At 46.8% G+C, this 17,463-nt stretch carries 13 protein-coding genes; 12 read left to right on the forward strand and 1 reads right to left on the reverse strand.

Annotation, left to right across the window (positions count from 1 at the left end; all coding sequences use genetic code 11):
• The first annotated feature begins 521 nt into the window (after window positions 1-521).
• The 10 genes from ACQSGY_RS29310 to ACQSGY_RS29355 all read left to right on the forward strand — a co-directional run bounded on the left by ACQSGY_RS29310 (window position 522) and on the right by ACQSGY_RS29355 (window position 13,890).
• Window positions 522-1,865 carry an ROK family transcriptional regulator gene (locus ACQSGY_RS29310; protein WP_427182098.1) on the forward strand — a complete coding sequence of 448 codons (1,344 nt, stop codon included), beginning with the start codon at window positions 522-524 and terminating at the stop codon, window positions 1,863-1,865.
• A 123-nt stretch (window positions 1,866-1,988) separates the two neighbouring features.
• A complete protein-coding gene (locus ACQSGY_RS29315) occupies window positions 1,989-3,011 on the forward strand; it encodes an ROK family protein (protein WP_427182100.1) in 1,023 nt (340 codons plus the stop codon).
• A 43-nt stretch (window positions 3,012-3,054) separates the two neighbouring features.
• Window positions 3,055-4,281: an MFS transporter gene (locus tag ACQSGY_RS29320; RefSeq protein WP_427182102.1), complete on the forward strand. Its 1,227-nt coding sequence runs from the start codon at window positions 3,055-3,057 to the stop codon at window positions 4,279-4,281.
• A 90-nt stretch (window positions 4,282-4,371) separates the two neighbouring features.
• A complete protein-coding gene (locus ACQSGY_RS29325) occupies window positions 4,372-6,615 on the forward strand; it encodes a helix-turn-helix domain-containing protein (protein ID WP_427182104.1) in 2,244 nt (747 codons plus the stop codon).
• A gap of 189 nt (window positions 6,616-6,804) precedes the next feature.
• Window positions 6,805-7,176, forward strand: coding sequence for a hypothetical protein (locus ACQSGY_RS29330; RefSeq protein WP_427182106.1), 372 nt, complete (start codon window positions 6,805-6,807; stop codon window positions 7,174-7,176).
• Window positions 7,177-7,586: 410 nt separating this feature from the next.
• Window positions 7,587-9,191, forward strand: a complete 1,605-nt coding sequence (locus ACQSGY_RS29335) for an extracellular solute-binding protein (protein ID WP_427182108.1) — start codon at window positions 7,587-7,589, stop codon at window positions 9,189-9,191.
• A gap of 107 nt (window positions 9,192-9,298) precedes the next feature.
• Window positions 9,299-10,201: an ABC transporter permease gene (locus ACQSGY_RS29340; protein WP_111272472.1), complete on the forward strand. Its 903-nt coding sequence runs from the start codon at window positions 9,299-9,301 to the stop codon at window positions 10,199-10,201.
• A gap of 57 nt (window positions 10,202-10,258) precedes the next feature.
• Window positions 10,259-11,131, forward strand: coding sequence for a carbohydrate ABC transporter permease (locus tag ACQSGY_RS29345; RefSeq protein WP_216513693.1), 873 nt, complete (start codon window positions 10,259-10,261; stop codon window positions 11,129-11,131).
• Between the two features lie 21 nt (window positions 11,132-11,152).
• Window positions 11,153-12,844: a hypothetical protein gene (locus ACQSGY_RS29350; RefSeq protein WP_427182110.1), complete on the forward strand. Its 1,692-nt coding sequence runs from the start codon at window positions 11,153-11,155 to the stop codon at window positions 12,842-12,844.
• Between the two features lie 74 nt (window positions 12,845-12,918).
• Window positions 12,919-13,890 (forward strand): sugar phosphate isomerase/epimerase family protein, encoded by a 972-nt coding sequence (locus ACQSGY_RS29355; protein WP_427182112.1) that lies wholly within the window; start codon window positions 12,919-12,921, stop codon window positions 13,888-13,890.
• 1,003 nt (window positions 13,891-14,893) lie between these two features.
• Here the strand turns inward: ACQSGY_RS29355 and ACQSGY_RS29360 are convergent.
• Entirely contained in the window at window positions 14,894-15,484 is a 591-nt protein-coding gene (locus ACQSGY_RS29360; protein ID WP_427182114.1) for an AAA family ATPase, read from the reverse strand.
• Between the two features lie 200 nt (window positions 15,485-15,684).
• On the opposite strand from ACQSGY_RS29360, the gene ACQSGY_RS29365 reads away from it, so the two are divergent.
• A complete protein-coding gene (locus ACQSGY_RS29365) occupies window positions 15,685-16,014 on the forward strand; it encodes a PadR family transcriptional regulator (protein ID WP_427182115.1) in 330 nt (109 codons plus the stop codon).
• A gap of 4 nt (window positions 16,015-16,018) precedes the next feature.
• The gene (locus ACQSGY_RS29370; protein ID WP_427182117.1) at window positions 16,019-17,419 is read left to right on the forward strand and encodes an FtsW/RodA/SpoVE family cell cycle protein; all 1,401 of its coding nucleotides are present in this window, start codon (window positions 16,019-16,021) and stop codon (window positions 17,417-17,419) included.
• Window positions 17,420-17,463: the final 44 nt, after the last annotated feature.

Here is a 17,463-nt window from a genome sequence, read left to right on the forward strand (position 1 = left end):
GATTTTTTTATGGTTTGGAAGTCTAAATTCACTTTTTTTTGCTGATTATTCATGTCAGGTTTAACGCATGACTAGTGATCACAGAGACGTTATATGGCTGATTTTGCAATTATGGAGGTTATTTTCTCGTTTTTTTCCTATAATAAGGTTCCTGGGAATCGTTAGAATTCGGATAACCTGATTTGAGAGCGAATAAGGCTTCTGGGAATCGTTAGCCTTTCAGGCCGGGAGATAACGGACCAAAAAGCTTTCGGAAGAAAGCTGCATAAGAAGCATAACTCCATAAACTTCACCTGTATCAACGGAATTTCTCCCCTTAGCAAAATAAAACCAAAAAAATCTGAAGAACAATGATCTTCAGGTTAATAATATTATTCTGTCATCGGATTAACCTGTGTCAAATCTTTCGTTCAACTTATATAGGTGCTGACGGAAAATATGCTGTACACGCAGCAAGCTGAATGATATATTGATAACAATTCGTTAAGAAACTTAACTAACTATAAAAAGGAGGTGATATGATGGCTGGCACACCGCAATATATCCGCAATCTGAATGAAAATCTGATTATGGATGCCTTGATTACTCAAGGTGCCATGTCAAGAGCGGATATCAGCCGTCAGACAGGACTTAGCAAACCAACAGTATCGTCCGCAGTAGAGCATCTGATTGAACGCAACCTGGTCAAGGAAACGGGGCGCGCGGATAACGCCCAAGGTCGGAAGGCAACGTTGATTCAATTTAACGAGACAGCGTATTATGTCTGCGGTGTTGATATCGGGGCCACGCGAATTCGGGTTGCTTTGGGAGACCTGAACGGGCAGATCGTGGCTTATGCTGCCTATCCGCCAATTATCCGAGACATGCACCAAGAGCAGGAATCACAAGAATCGAATGAATCATCTGAACGGTCTGTGCTGCTGCTGTTACAAGGCTATGTTAACCAGATGCTGCAGAAGAACGGGCTGGAGTGGAGTAATATACGTTGCATCGGATTCGGGATTCCGGGGGTTGTCCTGCCCGGGTCAGGCAAGATCAGGCGTATTGTTGAACCACTCACAGGAATGGAGAGCGCATTCTCTCGAGATGCGTTAGCTCGTGCTTTTCCGTGTAATGTCATTCTCGACAATGATGTGAATCTGGCTGCACTTGGCGAGTACCGAAGCGGTGCTGCGGTGGATTCCCCATTGTTTGTTTTTTTCTCCATTGGCGCAGGTACGGGAGCCGGCATTATGGTTCAGGGTCAATTACTGCACGGATTGGGCGGAATGACTGGTGAAGTGGCCGAGATGCTGCTGGAGAATGGAAGCCGGCTCGAAGATGTGCTGTCTGCTGACGGACTTCTACATCTGGCAAAGCAACAAGGGTTGGCGCTTGGTTTGAAGACTTCAAATGAATTGAAGAATTCGAATGAATTGAAAGAATCGAATGAAGTGAAAAATCCGAAACATTCAGATGCCCTTCCTTTCAGTGCAGAAGAAGTTACAGGTGACAATACAGATGACAACATAGATGCGGCTGCAGATGGGATGCAGGCTCTGACTCCCGAGATGATTTTCGAAGCTGCACGCAGCGGAGAGGTTCAGGCCATGAGCGTTATCAAGCAGTACAGCCAGATGATTGCCTCGGCGCTGCGTCAGATCAGCACGGTGCTTGCTCCTGAACTAATCGTGCTGGGAGGCGGTATTGGCGGGAACGGTGATGTGTTATTGCCCCTATTAAGGCAGATCGCTGCCGAGCAATTTCCGGTGAAGCCGCAGCTGATCTGTTCCGCTCTTGGGGAACGGGCCGTCGTTACAGGTGCTGTACAGGTTGCATTGCAGCGAACCTTGCTGAATCTCCAGCAAGGAGAATCAGAAGAGTAGATTAACAGTATCGACAATACTGCAACAGGCAAAAACAGAGACAGCTTTTGTGAAGCTCCAGATGAGCGTATAAAGGTCAAGACATGCATTTCATGGTGTTAAGTCGAATAAGGAGGACATTTTATGAGTGAAACGGTTCAAGGTGAGATGCGGGAGAAGGCTTCCTGGGTCGCTGGCATTGACATTGGCGGTACCAAAATATTGATGTTATTATGCACCCGAAATGGGGATGGGCAAGTTTACGAATGCAGATTACCGACACAAGCCGCTGATCAGCCCGAATCCTTTTTTCGCTGGCTGTTTACCGAATTAAAAACATTTTGCGAGGAATCAGGGTGTCAGTGGCAGCAACTGGCTGGTGTAGGACTGGGATTCCCTGGTGTTATCCTGCAGGATGAGGGAGTATTGCGAAATGCGCCTGCCTTCCAGTGGCCTGAAGAAGATATCCGGCCGATCATTGCCCAGTTTTACAGCGGAAATATCGTTCTGGACAATGATGTCAATATGGCAGCGATGGGAGAAGTGGATCAGGGTGCGGCTCGTGGACATCGCCATAGTGTCATGGTCACCGTGGGCACGGGCATCGGCGCTGCTCTGGTACTTAATGGAGAATTATACAGTGGACAGCACGGAGCCGCGGGTGAGATAGGACATTTTGTTGCAGGTGATGAAGGGCTTGACCCTAGATATGCAGCAGATGCAGATGCGTTCGGGGTGTTTGAGCAGGTCACGTCAGGCACGGGCATTACCGAGCGGGCAAGGAACTATTTTACAGCTGGAAAAGGGAGTGAGCTTTCCTTGATCTGGAGCCTTGCCGGAGGGCAAGCAGAGCAGATTGAAGCAAGGCATGTATTCAAAGCCGCGGAATCAGGTGATGTGGCTGCACTTGAAATTCTGGATCTGCCCCTGCGTTATATGGCCAGAGGGCTCGCTAATATTACGGCACTGCTTAACCCATCGATCATCGTGCTGGGAGGGGGCGTTGCCGCATCCAATCCAACCTATTATCTCAACGAGGTTCAGACCCGGTTGAAGCGTTACGTCGTACTTCCGGTACAAATTGTTATTGCCGAGCTTGGCAATAAAGCAGGAGCTATCGGAGCACTGGCATCTATCAGACGTAACCTTCAACGTACGGAGCGGTAGAACCAATACACAGAGACTAAAGTAAAAAAGGATGGAGATCCGGATGAGAGATAGACATATGATGGCTGATACAAAAAATAGAACAGCCGATTCTTCTTCTGAAGCAAGACGTGTGTTAATTAAACTGCAGGGCTTGTACCTGTTTATGGGACTTGCGGGAGGTATTTTTAACCCTTACATTAACCCCATATTGGTTGCACAGGGTTTTTCAAGTAAAGATACCGGATTTATAATGGCTTTCGGTACATTAATATCCATCATTCTCCAGCCGGTATGGGGAATTCTGGTGGATAAATTCAGGAAAACACGCCTGGTGCTTGTGATTAGCCTGATGATTCCGGCGCTGCTGGCGTACTTTTATAATATTCAGGTGTACATTATATTAATTTTGATTTATACTTTATGCACTATATTTCAAGTGACACAGATACCTGTAGCTGATTCCTACGCGGTAACAGCAGCAAGAGCGGCGAACACCTCTTATGGCATGATTCGGCTCTTCGGAAGCCTGGGGACAGGACTTGGCGGATTCGCTGCAGGGATGTATCTTTCCCAGTTTTCCATTCATATGTTATGGCTGCCTTTCCTCTTCTTTAACATGTTGAGCGCAATACTGGCGGGCACACTCCCCAAGCAGACGAGCATCTCCTCGTCCTCGGTAACCTTCTCCGTAGGTTTGGCAAGATTGCTTCGAAATCGTACGTTCCTTCTCTTTCTCACCGGTTGTTTTCTGGTGAATCAAACGCTGACGGCGTTTAACTCCTTTTTCGTTATTTCGTTTCAGATGGCTGGCGGTTCTGTCGCTCTGACAGGTACAGCGCTTTTGCTTGCATCGATCACAAACGTTCCATCCATGCTGGCAGCTGCTTACGTGCTTCGCAAGTGGGGGCATGAGCGTACCATGCTGCTTGCGGCGGGGGCATATATGCTGCGCTGGGGAATTCAGTGGCTGTGGCCTACCCCGGAAGTAATGCTCGGTGTTCAGGTGTTACATGGATTATCCTTTGGATTTTTCTATATTGCGGCGGTGGAATACGTGGCTTCCGTGACAGGGCGTGAGATGCAGGCGACAGGCCAGAGCTTGTTTAACATGGTGTTTGCCGGACTTGGCGGCATTGTGGGCAACATGCTGAACGGGTACCTGCTGGATACGGGTGGACCCTCCGTAATGTATTTATCCTGTACAATTAGTGCTGCATTGGGCGCAGTCATTTTGTATATCGTCAGCAGACAAGCGAGAGAGCAGAGAAGGGCTTACTCACTGGAATAGCATTATGAAGGAGATATTCTGTCATCGAAGTCGACATTGTAAAATCTTTAGTTCAAATTATATAGATTTGATAGGAAGGAGCTGAGGCCCATGAAGGTGAATCTGAAGCGGAGCTGGCACACCAAGTTGATTTATTCGTATTTTCCCCTCTTTCTGCTTACGATCTCCATTCTGATTTTTCTCTCCTTCCTGATTGTGAACGAACTGTCACGGAATGAAACCAAGAAAGCGGATATGATCTCCACACGTTATATTGTAAGTACACTGGAGCGTTCATTAGGTGATATTGAGATGAGACTGCTCGATGATATCGGCACCAACAAAATGTACAGTCGATTTCTCGAAGCCCAGGAAGGACAGCTATCCAGTGCGTTTCTCTATGATGCAGCGAGTGGTTTGGGACGAATGCTGGATCAGCAGGGCACGGTGCAGTCCATTTATCTATATCGGCTCGCAGACTCCCGTATTCTGACGCCCAGAGGTATGGTGAATCTGGAGGAATTCGAAGACCGGGCTTATATTGAGCAGGCTTTGAAAAACAGACAAAATCTGGGCTGGAATCAGCCCAGATCCTATAAAGAGCGTTCCTTTGATGTGCCTTCACAGGTCATCAGCATGAACAAATGGCTGCCGCTCCCTTGGGGCGGGGAGGGCCTGCTTGTCATCTCTATCCGGGTGTATGCGTTGGAGAGACAGATCGACAATATGACGGATGCCAATCTTTCCTTTTTGCAGGTGAAGGACAGTCATAACCAGCTTGTCTATTCGGCTCATCAGATTGCGTCAGGCGATGGAAATATACTGAATCGTGTGCAGTCCGAGAAGCTGGGACTTACCTTCGAAAGCGGCATTCAGACGGGACATTTATATTCATGGGTGTCGCTTGTTTCGTATGTATGGATTGGTATTGGTATTCTGACGATTGCGGGTGCCGTTGCGGGTCTGATCTATATTACACGACGAAATGTGCGGCCTATACAGCTCATGATGAATCGCATTCAGGAGCTGCAGCCTCGTGTACAAGAGGAGGAGGCGGCACCGTCTGTCAAAGATGAGCTGGCCTTGATTGACCGTGCACTTGAACATCTCATCGCTCAAACGGTGGACTATGAGAAGCAGCATCATGAGAATCTGCTCATTCATCGCAGGCAGCTGCTGGTGGATCTGATGGAAGGGGAGCGTATGGATTCATTCCGTCAGCGCCTTCGTCATTTGCTTCCGCTGGAGGAGCGATTTCTGGAGCCGAAAAGCGCAGCGGTACTGGTGGCGGAGATGAATGGAACAGATCTGCCCGGCAATCAGAATATTTTGAAAATGGCGTTGATGAATGTATTCAAGGAACTGGTACAGCGGGAGAACGGGCTCGGCGCGTGGGCAGAATGGTTCGGTTATCGTCGTCTCATCATTGTGGTTGCTTCGGATGAAAAGGAAGGACTCAGCCGCGAGCTGCTGATCGAATTGTCCAAACAGATGCATATGTGGATCGCTGAGCATTTCCGCATTCGATTTACGTTTGGCATCGGACAAACGGTTAGTGGATGGGACGATATTACCCGATCTTATGCGAGTGCTGATGCGGGATTGCAGCACCGGCTGACACTCGGTCAGGATGCGATTGTACTTAGTGAGCAATTGCCTGATCAGACCGAGCTGCATTCCTACAAATATCTTCAGATGCTTGCAGACATCGTTCGTGAATTCAGATTGACCGGAGATGAATGGCGAACGCAGCTGGATCAGATGTTTATTGCGTTCAGCGAGGATCAGATGAATGACAAGGATATTCGTATGCTTGTTCAGTCGCTTATTCAGATGTTAGCACGTGAATTTGGCGAACTCTCTGAACGTTTGCAGCATCAGTTCGATGAATCCACTCTGGCAAGGCTTCGTGCACAAATTCAGGAAGCCGACACACTCGAGTGCATCCGTGAGATTTTGCTGGAGTGGCTGAAGGAGGTCTATCGCAATTACGTAGCGGTGAACGAAACCAAGAGTCATCGTGCGATGATTAATGAACTTCGCGTATATATCGAAGAACACTTCGATGATCCGGACCTTTCGCTGAAACATCTGAGTGATCGATTCCAGATATCGGGTAAATACGCAAGTTATCTCTTCAAGGAAGAGTTCGATATGAAGTTTGTTGACTTTCTGGTGAAGCTGAGAGTAGAAAAGGCCTGCCGAATGCTGGCCACATCCGATACAGCGATTCAGGATATTGCCCAGCAGGTCGGTTATGCGAATGCAATCTCTTTTGGCAGAGTGTTTAAACGTGTCATGAATGTGACACCAGGAGATTATCGGAAGCAATTTGGCAGACCGGAAGAGAAATAAACGTTGAATGTGAACATTTGTGAGTTGAATCTAAGTCTCCTATGAAAGCATAAGGTGTAATCCTGCTGCTTGACATAGGGGATTTTTTTGTTATGAAATGATCGAAATGTATTCATGGAATATCGTTAGAAAAATAAGGACATGCACTATACTACACACATATATAAAAACGCAAGGGGGATTTACATTATGAGTCGATATGGGCAACAAGTTTGGGGTTCAGTGGAGCTTGGAAGTGAGACTAATGTTACAGTAGATAACAATTTATTTGATTTCAATGTGGATGGTTCGTCATTTTCGCTGGCCATTCCACCAGGGAACTACAATACCAGTAGAGAGCGACATGAATCGGAGCTTGTAGAAGTCATGACAAAGACAGCAGCGAATCTGAATCTGCCTGTACAGTTCAAGTTAGGCGGTATGCACTATGATCAGAAATATAATGTTTTAATTGTAGAACATCTCGATAATCGCCAGGAGCATGTGGTGGATGGATTCAAGGGAAATGCGGCAGATCTGCTATTTGGAGACGTGCGCTTTAATCTTTTACCGAGGGACTAAACTGCTGTGACAAATCCGTAATAATGATCATTACAAACGGAATCGACCACCAATAGCGTGGTCTTTTTTTATTTTATGGGGAGAGGATCATCGGGAAAATGGATTAACACTGTCGTTTTTTGTCGATCCGAGGACAGATTACCATTGAAAAACAGTGAAAACAATCAAAATATGTGTTAGTTTATATAACATTGAACGGTTGAAAACAGTTTATCAACGGGAAAATGGTTTATAAGTTCATTTTTTTGACGTAAATTCAACGTTTTATTCATTTTGAAAATAGTTTATTGTCGGTTTTCAGAAAACAATGTAATAATTAGTGACATTCACAGGTGCAGCAACATGGGCAACCATAACGGAGTGGCGATCATGTGAATCATTCAGAAGGTGTACGAAAGGGGAAAGGTCAAATGAGATTATTTCAAAGACGCAAGACAGGCAAGGCAAGTTCGGTTCTCGCAGTGGTAACAGCGTTCACTCTATTATTATCCGCGTGTTCATCCGGGAGTGATTCAGCAGCTTCATCATCCGGTGGAGCGGGTGCGGGGAACAGAACAACTTTGAAAGTAGAAATTTTTGACCGGGGCAATACACCGGCAGGATACACCATCTCGGACAGCTATTTGACTCGCTTCATTCAGAAGCAGTTTGGTGATCCCAACAACATTGATGTTCAATTTGTACCGGTGCCACGCTCGGAAGAAGTGCAGAAGCTTAATGTACTGATGGCAAGTGGCTCAGAGGTGCCTGATATCGTCTTTACCTATGATTCCGGTACATTCAACCGCTACGCTGAACAAGGAGGTCTGACCGAACTGACCGACCTCATTAATAAAGACGGCACAAACCTGAAAAAGCTGCTGGGTGATCAAACGCTGGCATACGGTCAGTATGACGGACAGCAGCTCGCCATTCCGGGAAAACGTCTGGTGCTAGGGAAATATGCTTCATATGTACGGCAGGACTGGCTTGATGCTCTTGGCTTGCCGGTACCACAAACAGCTGAAGAATTGCACACAACATTGAAAGCATTCAAAGACAAAGACCCCGGCAAGGTGGGCTCAGCGCTCATTCCAATGGGCATGTCCATTGCTCCTGCACAATATGAGCCGCTGATCTGGTCCTTCATTCAGCCGCTGACGGAAGAACAAAAATACACACTGACACAGCAGCTTGGTTCCAATGACTATCCGACACTCTTGCCTGGGTTCAAGGATGCTCTGAAATACATGAACACCTTGTATAACGAGGGATTAATGAGCAAGGACTTTGGCCTGGATAAAGACAAGAAAAAGCTGTGGGAAGATGTATCTAACGGCAAAGTCGGTTTCTATACGGAAGATGCAGGTGAGATTTATATTTCCGGTACGTATAAAAACTTGCAAACGAATAAGCCGGGTGCTGTCATGACACCGATTGATGCGTTCAAAAACTCCGAAGGCAAATTCGCCAAACCGGCTTATGCTCCAAATGCCATGTATGTCATGATTCCGAAGACCAGCAAAAACGCTGAAGCAGCGATGAAATATCTGGACTGGATGGCATCTGGAAACAATCTGTTTGACCTGCAATTCGGCGTAAAAGACGAGAACTATGAACTGGTGGACGGCGTACCTCAGATCAAAGAGGATGCTTCTCCTGAAATTGCCGGTCGGATCTACAACTCTGGTGACATCGCTATTATCGTGAACGGTAAATATGTTGGTGATGACAAGAAAAATGAAGAGGCATATGTCGTTCAGGTTGAATCGAAATACCGGGATGATATGCGTAAATCGGTAGCGATCTCGAATACAGATACAATTCAGCCTGTACGTTTCTCCAAACCTATTGAAGCTGAGGCGCGTTATGGAAATGGTTTGCAGGACAAATTCATGGAGTTCATTGTGAAAACAACGATCTCCAAGCCATCTGATTTTGAAGCAGTCTATGACAGCATGATGAAGGATTATATGGCAAGCGGAGGTCAAGCCATCCTCGATGAGCGTACAGAAGCTTACAAAGCAATGAAGTAAGCCGGACTGAAAGCAGGTGCATGGGTACAGCATAGAACAGGATTTCATGGGGGCGATGGTTGGATCGTCCTCCATGGTACATCCTGCATGACTTGGGGGGAACATTTATGAAGACGAGCACCTATTTCCGCAGAAACTGGCAAATGTATGCTTTGCTCGTGCTGCCAATGATCTATTTTATCATTTTCAAGTATGGTCCGATGTATGGTGTACAGATTGCGTTTAAGGATTTTAACTTCTTCCAGGGCATCTCCGGCAGCAAGTGGATCGGGTTCGATGCCTTCAAAGAAGTGTTCGAAAATCAAGGGTTCTACACGGCACTGCGCAACACTATCGTTCTGAATTTCCTGGATTTGCTCGTATCGTTTCCGGCACCATTGATTCTGGCAATCCTGCTTTTTGAATTACGAGTGGCCTGGTTTAAAAAGATGGCGCAGACGCTGCTGTACATTCCGCATTTCATCTCATGGGTCATCATTGGCGGGATCGTGTTACAGGTGTTCGGCACACAGTCTGGCTTCATTAACAATATGTTAATGAGCATCGGGCTTGATCCGCTTCCATTCCTCACGGATAAAAACTATTGGCTCTTCACATATCTTGCTGTAGGGGTATGGCAAAGTGCAGGCTGGGGCACCATTCTCTATCTGGCGTCTCTTACGGGTATCAACCGCGAGCTGTATGAAGCTGCCGAGGTGGATGGAGCAAGCCGCTTGCGCAGAATCTGGCACATCTCTCTGCCAGGAATCAAAACAACGATTGTTACCCTGCTGATCATCAATGTCGGCAACATGATCTCCATCAGCTTCGACCGTCCATTCATTATCGGCAACGTAGCGGTTCGTGAATATTCGGATGTTCTCAGTACATTTGTATACCGCATGGGTTTGCAATCCGGTCAAGTGACGCTGGCAACCGCAGTAGGTTTATTCCAGGCTGTTGTTGGACTGATCTTCATCCTTGGTGCAAACTATGCATCGAAAAAATTAACAGACGAGAGCATTATGTAACGGACGGAATGCTTGATCAACACGGAGTTCATCTATGATCTGTAAGGAGTGAGTGAGATGTCGGAAAACACGGCGAATCGAATATTCAACACGGTAAATGTCATTCTGATTGTGATTGCAATGGTGCTGTGCCTTGCACCGTTTATCCATATCATTTCCATCTCGCTAAGCTCGAACCGGGCGATCGGTTCGGGAGAGGTCTCCTTTTTCCCGAAAGAGATTACCTGGGAGGCCTACGGCAAAGTATTTGGTGATGGTTCCATGATTCGATCCCTGTTCTATACCATCTGGCTGACCGTTCTTAGCACAGTGCTGAGTATGGTTATGACGATTGCGGCAGCATATCCTCTTGCCAAAAGCAGTCTCAGAGGGCGCAAATGGTTTATGATGGTGATCGTAGTTACGATGTTTTTCAGCGGAGGTATTATCCCGGAGTATATTTTGATCAAAAACTTGCATCTGCTTGACAGCACATGGGGATTGATTCTGCCCGGACTGATCAGCCCGTTTTATATGATTATTCTGATCACCTTCTTCCGCGGAATTCCCGAAAGTCTGGAGGAGGCTGCGGATATTGACGGCAGTACACAGATTGGCACGTTAATTCGAATTATTTTGCCGCTGTCACTCCCGGTGATGGCAACACTCAGCCTGTTCTACGCCGTCGGCCGCTGGAATGGCTTCCAGGATGCGTTAATGTATATTACCAAACCGGAGTTGTATCCGTTACAATTGAAGTTATATCAGATGATACAGCAGAATCAGATCACAGAGCTGATGCAAAATGAAGGCATTGGTGCAGTACATGTGTTGCCTGAAAGCTTGAAAGCAGCCAGTGTTATATTCTCGACGTTGCCGATCCTGCTTGTATACCCTTGGCTGCAGCGGTACTTCATCAGCGGTGTAATGGTTGGTGCTGTTAAAGGTTAACGTCTCAGGAGGTCTTGTGGCATGACACAACCCATGGTAAAACAAATGTCAAATGAACAGCAATACCTGGTGAACCAATCTATGGTGATGATGGATCGTTTGTATGATGAAGAGCTTGGCTTGCTCCGCAGCGCTGAAGAGAATGCAGCGGAGCACGAGACACGAGGCAGTGCGCATTATGCACTCGGCTTGCTGATTCGTCAGGAGCCTGGTGATGTGGAGCGAGCGGCTCGGGTGCTGGATAAGGTGCTGGACTATCAATATGATGCGCCGGAAGAAATCTATCATGGAACCTTCATGACCCAGTCAAATGATGTGCATCCACCCGCGGGTCATTATGCATGGAAATCATTTGCGCCAGGCACGGCATATTTCCTGGAACGCACCTTTGAGAAGGTGTCTGCGCAGTTTATTCATAATCTGCAGCAAGAGCATGATGTATTAAAGGAAGGTGCGGATGCCAAGCGGTTAAAGCAGCTGTTCCACGAAGCGGTTAACGCTATACTGCCACCGGTCTGGATCAGTTATGATCCAAACTGGCGGGAGTTTATCGCATGTGTCTGTGCGATTGCCACAGCGGAGTTTCATGAGCTGCTGCCTGTTTCTCTTGTCCGGCGAATGGATGAGGCAATGGAGCGAGCTGTTCTGGGCTCTGTGGAACGCAGGCTGTCCGATGTGATTCCGATGAACACCAACATCGAGCTGATGCATATTTTTATTACCCATTATTATGGTCACCGGTTCAAGCGGGCCGACTGGATTCGGCATGCGGAGAAGCAGGCCGAAGGGCTGCTGAAGGAATTTGATCAATATGACGGTACGTTTGCGGAGTTTAATACAACCACCTATTACGGTGTTGATCTCGCGGTACTGGGAATGTTCAGACGGTATGCGCTCACGGGACAGATGAAACATTTTGCTCATCGGATTGAGCATGGACTTTGGAACAATATTGCCCTGTATTACAATGCAAATCTGGAAAATCTGTCAGGCCCGTTCGCGCGGGCATATGATATGGAGATGAGGGAGCACAGCTCCATCGGAGTGTTTCTTTATCTTTTGCTTGGAGAGGGCTACGAGTATTTAACGGGTATAAACTGTGAGTCCGGGCATGACCCGATGATTGCACTGCTCGGCATTGATGTGCCAGCTGAGGCTGTACCTTATTTTAAAGCACATCAGGGTGATCGTTTGGTGCAGAAACAGTTCCTGGAGCTGTGCGAGCGTAATGATCCCAAAGCGAATCGTAATCTGTGCACGGCTTCGGCCTGGATCGGTGAGAAACGAATGATGGGTGCAATGTCGGGCAGCCGCAATACCAACGGCCAGATGCACCCCGCAACCATTCATTGGCAGACAGAGGCGGGAGAGCGGTATTATCTGCGTCTGGTGCGCCGCGAGACGGGCGGGGACTGGAACAGTCATCTGCGGGGCATTACCTTTGAAGCAAAGGTGACCCCGGAATCGTTGTGTATTGATGTGCAGCTGGATACTGAGGATGAGATCGAGGTTTATTTTGAGATCAAGGGACCGGCCCTTCGTCTTCAGCAGTTACAGCCAGAGCGCTGGAATCTTCCGGGACTGACCTGCTCGGTAAAGGCCGAAGCACCTGATCCTACAGTCCTGATGTATACCGATTATGCGGAGATTATATATCGTTATGTTCCAGGTGTGAGCGAGAATCGGATGAGATTTGAACTTGGAATTTGGTGAATAAAGAGATGAGATTGTATGACATGAGATTAAGAGACTATGACAGGGCAGCGGAACGGAAGGAGGCAGAAAGAGTGCAGTATACAGATAAAAAGGAATACTCATTCTCGACTTGCTGGAATATCAAGCGGCATACGACGGGACAGGGCATGATCGAAGAAATTTTGTCAATTGGATTCAAACAGGTGGAGCTAAACTACAATGTAACTGACGAGCTATTACAGACGATTGAACCGATGATTGAACGTGGGCAAGTTGGCATATCGAGTGTGCATAACACATTTCCGCATGTAGCTGACCCGGATTATGGTACAGACTCGGTACTGCTTGGATTCGACGATGAGCCGCGGCGCAAGCGGGCGATTGAACTGCTGCTGCGTTCTGCCGAATATGCTCATCGCTATGGTGCGAAGGCGGTTGTTGTTCATCCGGGCGAGGTGCCTTTCACGTACAACATTGATGAATCCTTGAAAAAAATCTATCACGACGAGGGCAAGGATTCACCGGCCTATCGGGCCTTGTGGCAGGAGATGCTGGAGAAGCGTGAGGCGGGAAGTCAACACTATCTCAAGCGGATTCAAGAGAGTCTGGAAGAGGTCTGTAATGTGTCGGAGCAGCGCGGATACGGTGTGAGCTTTGGCATCGAAACCCGTTCGCGCTGTTATCAGATGCCTACGCTGCAGGAAGCAGGTACGATTATTGGTCAGATGAAGGGGGCTCCCCTTGGACTGTGGTACGATATCGGCCATGGCATGATGATGGACCGAATGGGGCTCTATGACAACGTACGCGAGGCCAATGCGCTGATCGATCACGTTGTAGGTGTGCACATTCATGAAACAGTTGGATTGTCCGATCACTGGTGTCCGTATATTCATAGCAAAGATATGAACTTCTTTGATTCATTTCTGGATATTATCGACCGATCTCCTGTGAAGGTGTATGAGCTGAAAGCTGCCTGTACACCTGAGGAGATTGATGAAAGTCACAACCTCATTGTAACTCGCATTGCTGAGCGCCAGAAGGCGAGGCAGAAAGCGGAATGAGGGTGAAAGGTTGGATAATGGGTGTGGAAAAAGAAAAGTAAATGAGAGGAAGAGAAGAAAAGTAAACAGGTGAAAGAAAAGTAAATGGAGAGTAACAGATAGAGAGTAAGAAGTAGAGAGTAATAGTATAGCTATAAGTCCGTGTGTGTGATAAGCCGGAGGTAGAACGGGATCGGTATCGTCAACCTTGCAGGTTGGATGAAACGGGTCCTTTTCTATCGCAGCTTTTCACTGAATTTATTAGCGTTTTGAAGACATTTTCGCCAACAACGACTTGAGTTTGAGCCGCTCGAATAATTTGCAAGCCACAGACCTCGCCTCCGAATTCTAACGATCCCCAGAAGGCTTATTTACAGCATATTCACGAAAAAGAAAACCTAACGATTCTCACAGACCTTATTTCGTTGTCACAGTGACTTTTTGAGCGTATTTTGGCCTTTTTTTGAGGAATAGCGTCATTTGAATTCGTTAGAATTTTAAATGTGCCCAAAAGGCTTGAATAAGGTTTCTACGAATCGTTAGAGTTAAGACAGTCTGCACACCAGATCCAGGCTGCGTAAACTGAGAAGGAAAGCGTATCTTGCAGATGTTCAGGCGCCAAAACGCTCAACCAACCAATAACCCATCATCAACGAGTCACCGACCGATCATAACCGAGTCACCAATCCATCATCTGTGAACCTTCTCTCCTACGTTCCCGGACCAAATTACATCACCAAACGCATCCAAAATTACGACCCACGCATCTCGCCAGCATTTCCCATAGAGGGGCGTATCTCACACGACTCACCGTCACAGATTCACTCTACCTCGCAAAACGACGTTACAAGGACAAATCTCCCATCTAACCTCGCTACTAACCCACCAACCTACTAACCTACCTGTTTGCTCACTTCCTCACGCCTACTCGCAAAACAACACACGGAGCTTCCTCCAACATCTGAATTTATACCAGCGTCCCCCTTCTAATATGCATCTCTGTCTTAAAAAGGAACCCTGTACTTTACTTATACATCCGCCGTTCCAGTTCAGCAAAGGCGATGGCAGCATCGTCGCTGGAATTGTCGATATACGCCACAGCTTCGGCGGGAAGCGGCCAGGCTACGTTTTTCCGAGCAAGAGATGCGCGGAACGCTTCCCAATTTGCCAGCTTCCATGCATCGAGTGGAGATTGTCTTCCGGCAATACGCTGATGATAGAGCGATTCGTCCCGTAAATAGATGTAAGCAACCCGAACGTCGGTATCATCCAGAGAGCGTCCGATCCGAGCCAGTTCCTGCCCGATCCAATCGGGATTTTCAATCTCTTTGGTGAAGGGGCCAATGACAAGTGTATCCACGCCAAGCTGCACGTTATCCAAAGCTGCGTCCATCGTAATTCGATATCCGAGGTCGCGGCATAACTGTTTGTACTCAGGTGAGTCGCGGTCTGACGGGTCAAGCCCCTGTAATGTCATAATGGCTTCAGCGGCAGGGCGAAGCAGAATATCCATATCCAGAAAGGCGGCTTTATATTTGCGGGAAAGCGCTTTGGCAAGAGTAGTTTTGCCGCTTCCCGCACCGCCGAGGAAGAAAATCAGTTTACTTTTGCTCATGAGCGGGTGTCTCCTTCATTAGTGATATCAATCAATTCTGTTGCCAATGTTGCTAATCAAATGAAAACAAGATATGAGTAGTATTCTATCATAAATAGCTCAAACAAGGACTGGACATAAAAGGAATAAAAAGGTAAAATAACACCTAGTTTAACAATGCATAGATTTCCGATGTATGAACATATGAAGGAGGCCTACGTTTGCAGATCAATAAACAGATGATTAAAGGAAGCACAGAAACGTTAATATTAACGCTGCTTCATACCCAGCCCATGTATGGTTATGAATTGATTAAAGAACTGCATCGCCAGTCAGAGGGCGTGTTCAGTCTTAAGGAAGGTACACTGTATCCGATACTCCATGCGATGGAGATAGAAGGATGGGTGGAGGCTTATTGGGCTGAAGTAGATGGTCGAAAGCGGAAATATTACTCTATTCGGGAGCAAGGAATACAGGCATTGCAGCACAAGAAAGCAGAATGGTCTTTATTTCGTGGCGCTGTAGATCGTGTACTTGGGGAGGGGGGGTGAGCTGATGAATAGGAAAACTGAGAATGAAGAGATTGAATGGAAGGAACAGATAGAACATCAAGAACAGAGAGTGAGGAATGAGAAGGTTGACATCTATCTGGATCAAATCTGTGGACAAGTCAAAGCGCGTGAAGTACATAACGATCTGCGTGAAGAGCTGGAAAATCATTTACATGAGATCATATGTGATAAGGAACAGGAAGGTTATAGTCCGGAACAAGCGGCTGCGTATGCCATCGAACAGATGGGTGATCCAACCGAGTTAGGCAAAAGCATGCACAAACTTCACCGTCATCGTATGCACTGGGGATTGCTGGTTGGAATCATTGGACTGGCTATGGTGGGAGTAATATTAACGTTCATTTACACCATTACCTCGCCAGACGCCCCAAAACAATATTCAGCTTCCCATTTAATCTATACAGGTCTTGGTGTAGTGGCAATGTTGTTCTGTACTTTTTTTGACTATCGTAAATGGATCAGGTTTGCATGGTGGATATATATATCGATCAATGCCCTTTTATATATTAACCCGATGTTATCAGAGTCATATGGCAGCATGAATAGATTTCTGCATTTACCTTTTGGAATTGCCCTCGATGTAACTACATTTGCAATATCGATACTTCCAATTGCCATCGGCGGCATCATGTCTGACAGACTTCGTGTGGGCTTGAGTCTACAATCCATATGTATTTATGCTGCATTAGTCGTTTTACCCATGGTGCTCTTATATCAGATTTCGGATTGGGTTAGATTATCATTATTTGCATGTGTAGCCGTGCTGCTATTCGGATGGATGACAAAAAAATGGTGGTATACGGTGATTACCGGCTTCTCATGTGGCGTTGCGGCAGTCCTGTTATTGCTGGTAACAGATAAGTATAGTCGATGGGAAAGATTATCGATTGTGTTTCATTTGGATAAGGACCCTCAAGGCAATGGTTTTACCTATAATTCTATCATCGATATCGTCAAAACAGCAGGGTGGTGGGGGAATGGGTTAGGTACCCCAATGGATTCGCTTTTTAAATATTTTTACCTCAGTTTCCCCGGGGTTATGCTGGTTGATATGTTTGGATGGTCGGCATGTGTGCTGCTCATTGTAGGTGTTGTATGGTTAATTCGTACAATGACAAAAATGCTACCGCGTATAAAAGATACATTTGGAGCAATTATTGCAGTCTATGTAACGATAACGCTTGCACTACAGATGCTATACTCTCTGGCGGCCATGACTGGAAGGGTTCCAATCTTGAGCATTTCATTCCCCCTCCTCGGTTATGGCTCGCATGTGATACTTGAATACGCCATGTTCGGACTGCTTCTCGGTGTCTATCGCCGTAAGGACACGGTTTCTATTAACGGTAACAGAAACCGTACCCGGATACAGGGCAGAGCATAACAGTACCAAGCTCCAGTCATTCTATCGTTCAGTCTATTAATACT

Source organism: Paenibacillus sp. TC-CSREp1 (assembly GCF_050171015.1).
Classification (GTDB): Bacteria; Bacillota; Bacilli; order Paenibacillales; family Paenibacillaceae; genus Paenibacillus; species Paenibacillus silvae.

Excerpts from the sequence above, each read along its gene's own strand:
- ACQSGY_RS29315 (WP_427182100.1), top strand. The coding sequence starts at position 1,989 with ATGAGTGAAACGGTTCAAGGTGAGATGCGGGAGAAGGCTTCCTGGGTC.
- ACQSGY_RS29340 (WP_111272472.1), top strand. The coding sequence starts at position 9,299 with ATGAAGACGAGCACCTATTTCCGCAGAAACTGGCAAATGTATGCTTTG.
- ACQSGY_RS29325 (WP_427182104.1), top strand. The coding sequence starts at position 4,372 with ATGAAGGTGAATCTGAAGCGGAGCTGGCACACCAAGTTGATTTATTCG.
- ACQSGY_RS29330 (WP_427182106.1), top strand. The coding sequence starts at position 6,805 with ATGAGTCGATATGGGCAACAAGTTTGGGGTTCAGTGGAGCTTGGAAGT.
- ACQSGY_RS29345 (WP_216513693.1), top strand. The coding sequence starts at position 10,259 with ATGTCGGAAAACACGGCGAATCGAATATTCAACACGGTAAATGTCATT.
- ACQSGY_RS29335 (WP_427182108.1), top strand. The coding sequence starts at position 7,587 with ATGAGATTATTTCAAAGACGCAAGACAGGCAAGGCAAGTTCGGTTCTC.
- ACQSGY_RS29360 (WP_427182114.1), bottom strand. The coding sequence starts at position 15,484 with ATGAGCAAAAGTAAACTGATTTTCTTCCTCGGCGGTGCGGGAAGCGGC.
- ACQSGY_RS29310 (WP_427182098.1), top strand. The coding sequence starts at position 522 with ATGGCTGGCACACCGCAATATATCCGCAATCTGAATGAAAATCTGATT.
- ACQSGY_RS29370 (WP_427182117.1), top strand. The coding sequence starts at position 16,019 with ATGAATAGGAAAACTGAGAATGAAGAGATTGAATGGAAGGAACAGATA.
- ACQSGY_RS29350 (WP_427182110.1), top strand. The coding sequence starts at position 11,153 with ATGACACAACCCATGGTAAAACAAATGTCAAATGAACAGCAATACCTG.
- ACQSGY_RS29320 (WP_427182102.1), top strand. The coding sequence starts at position 3,055 with ATGAGAGATAGACATATGATGGCTGATACAAAAAATAGAACAGCCGAT.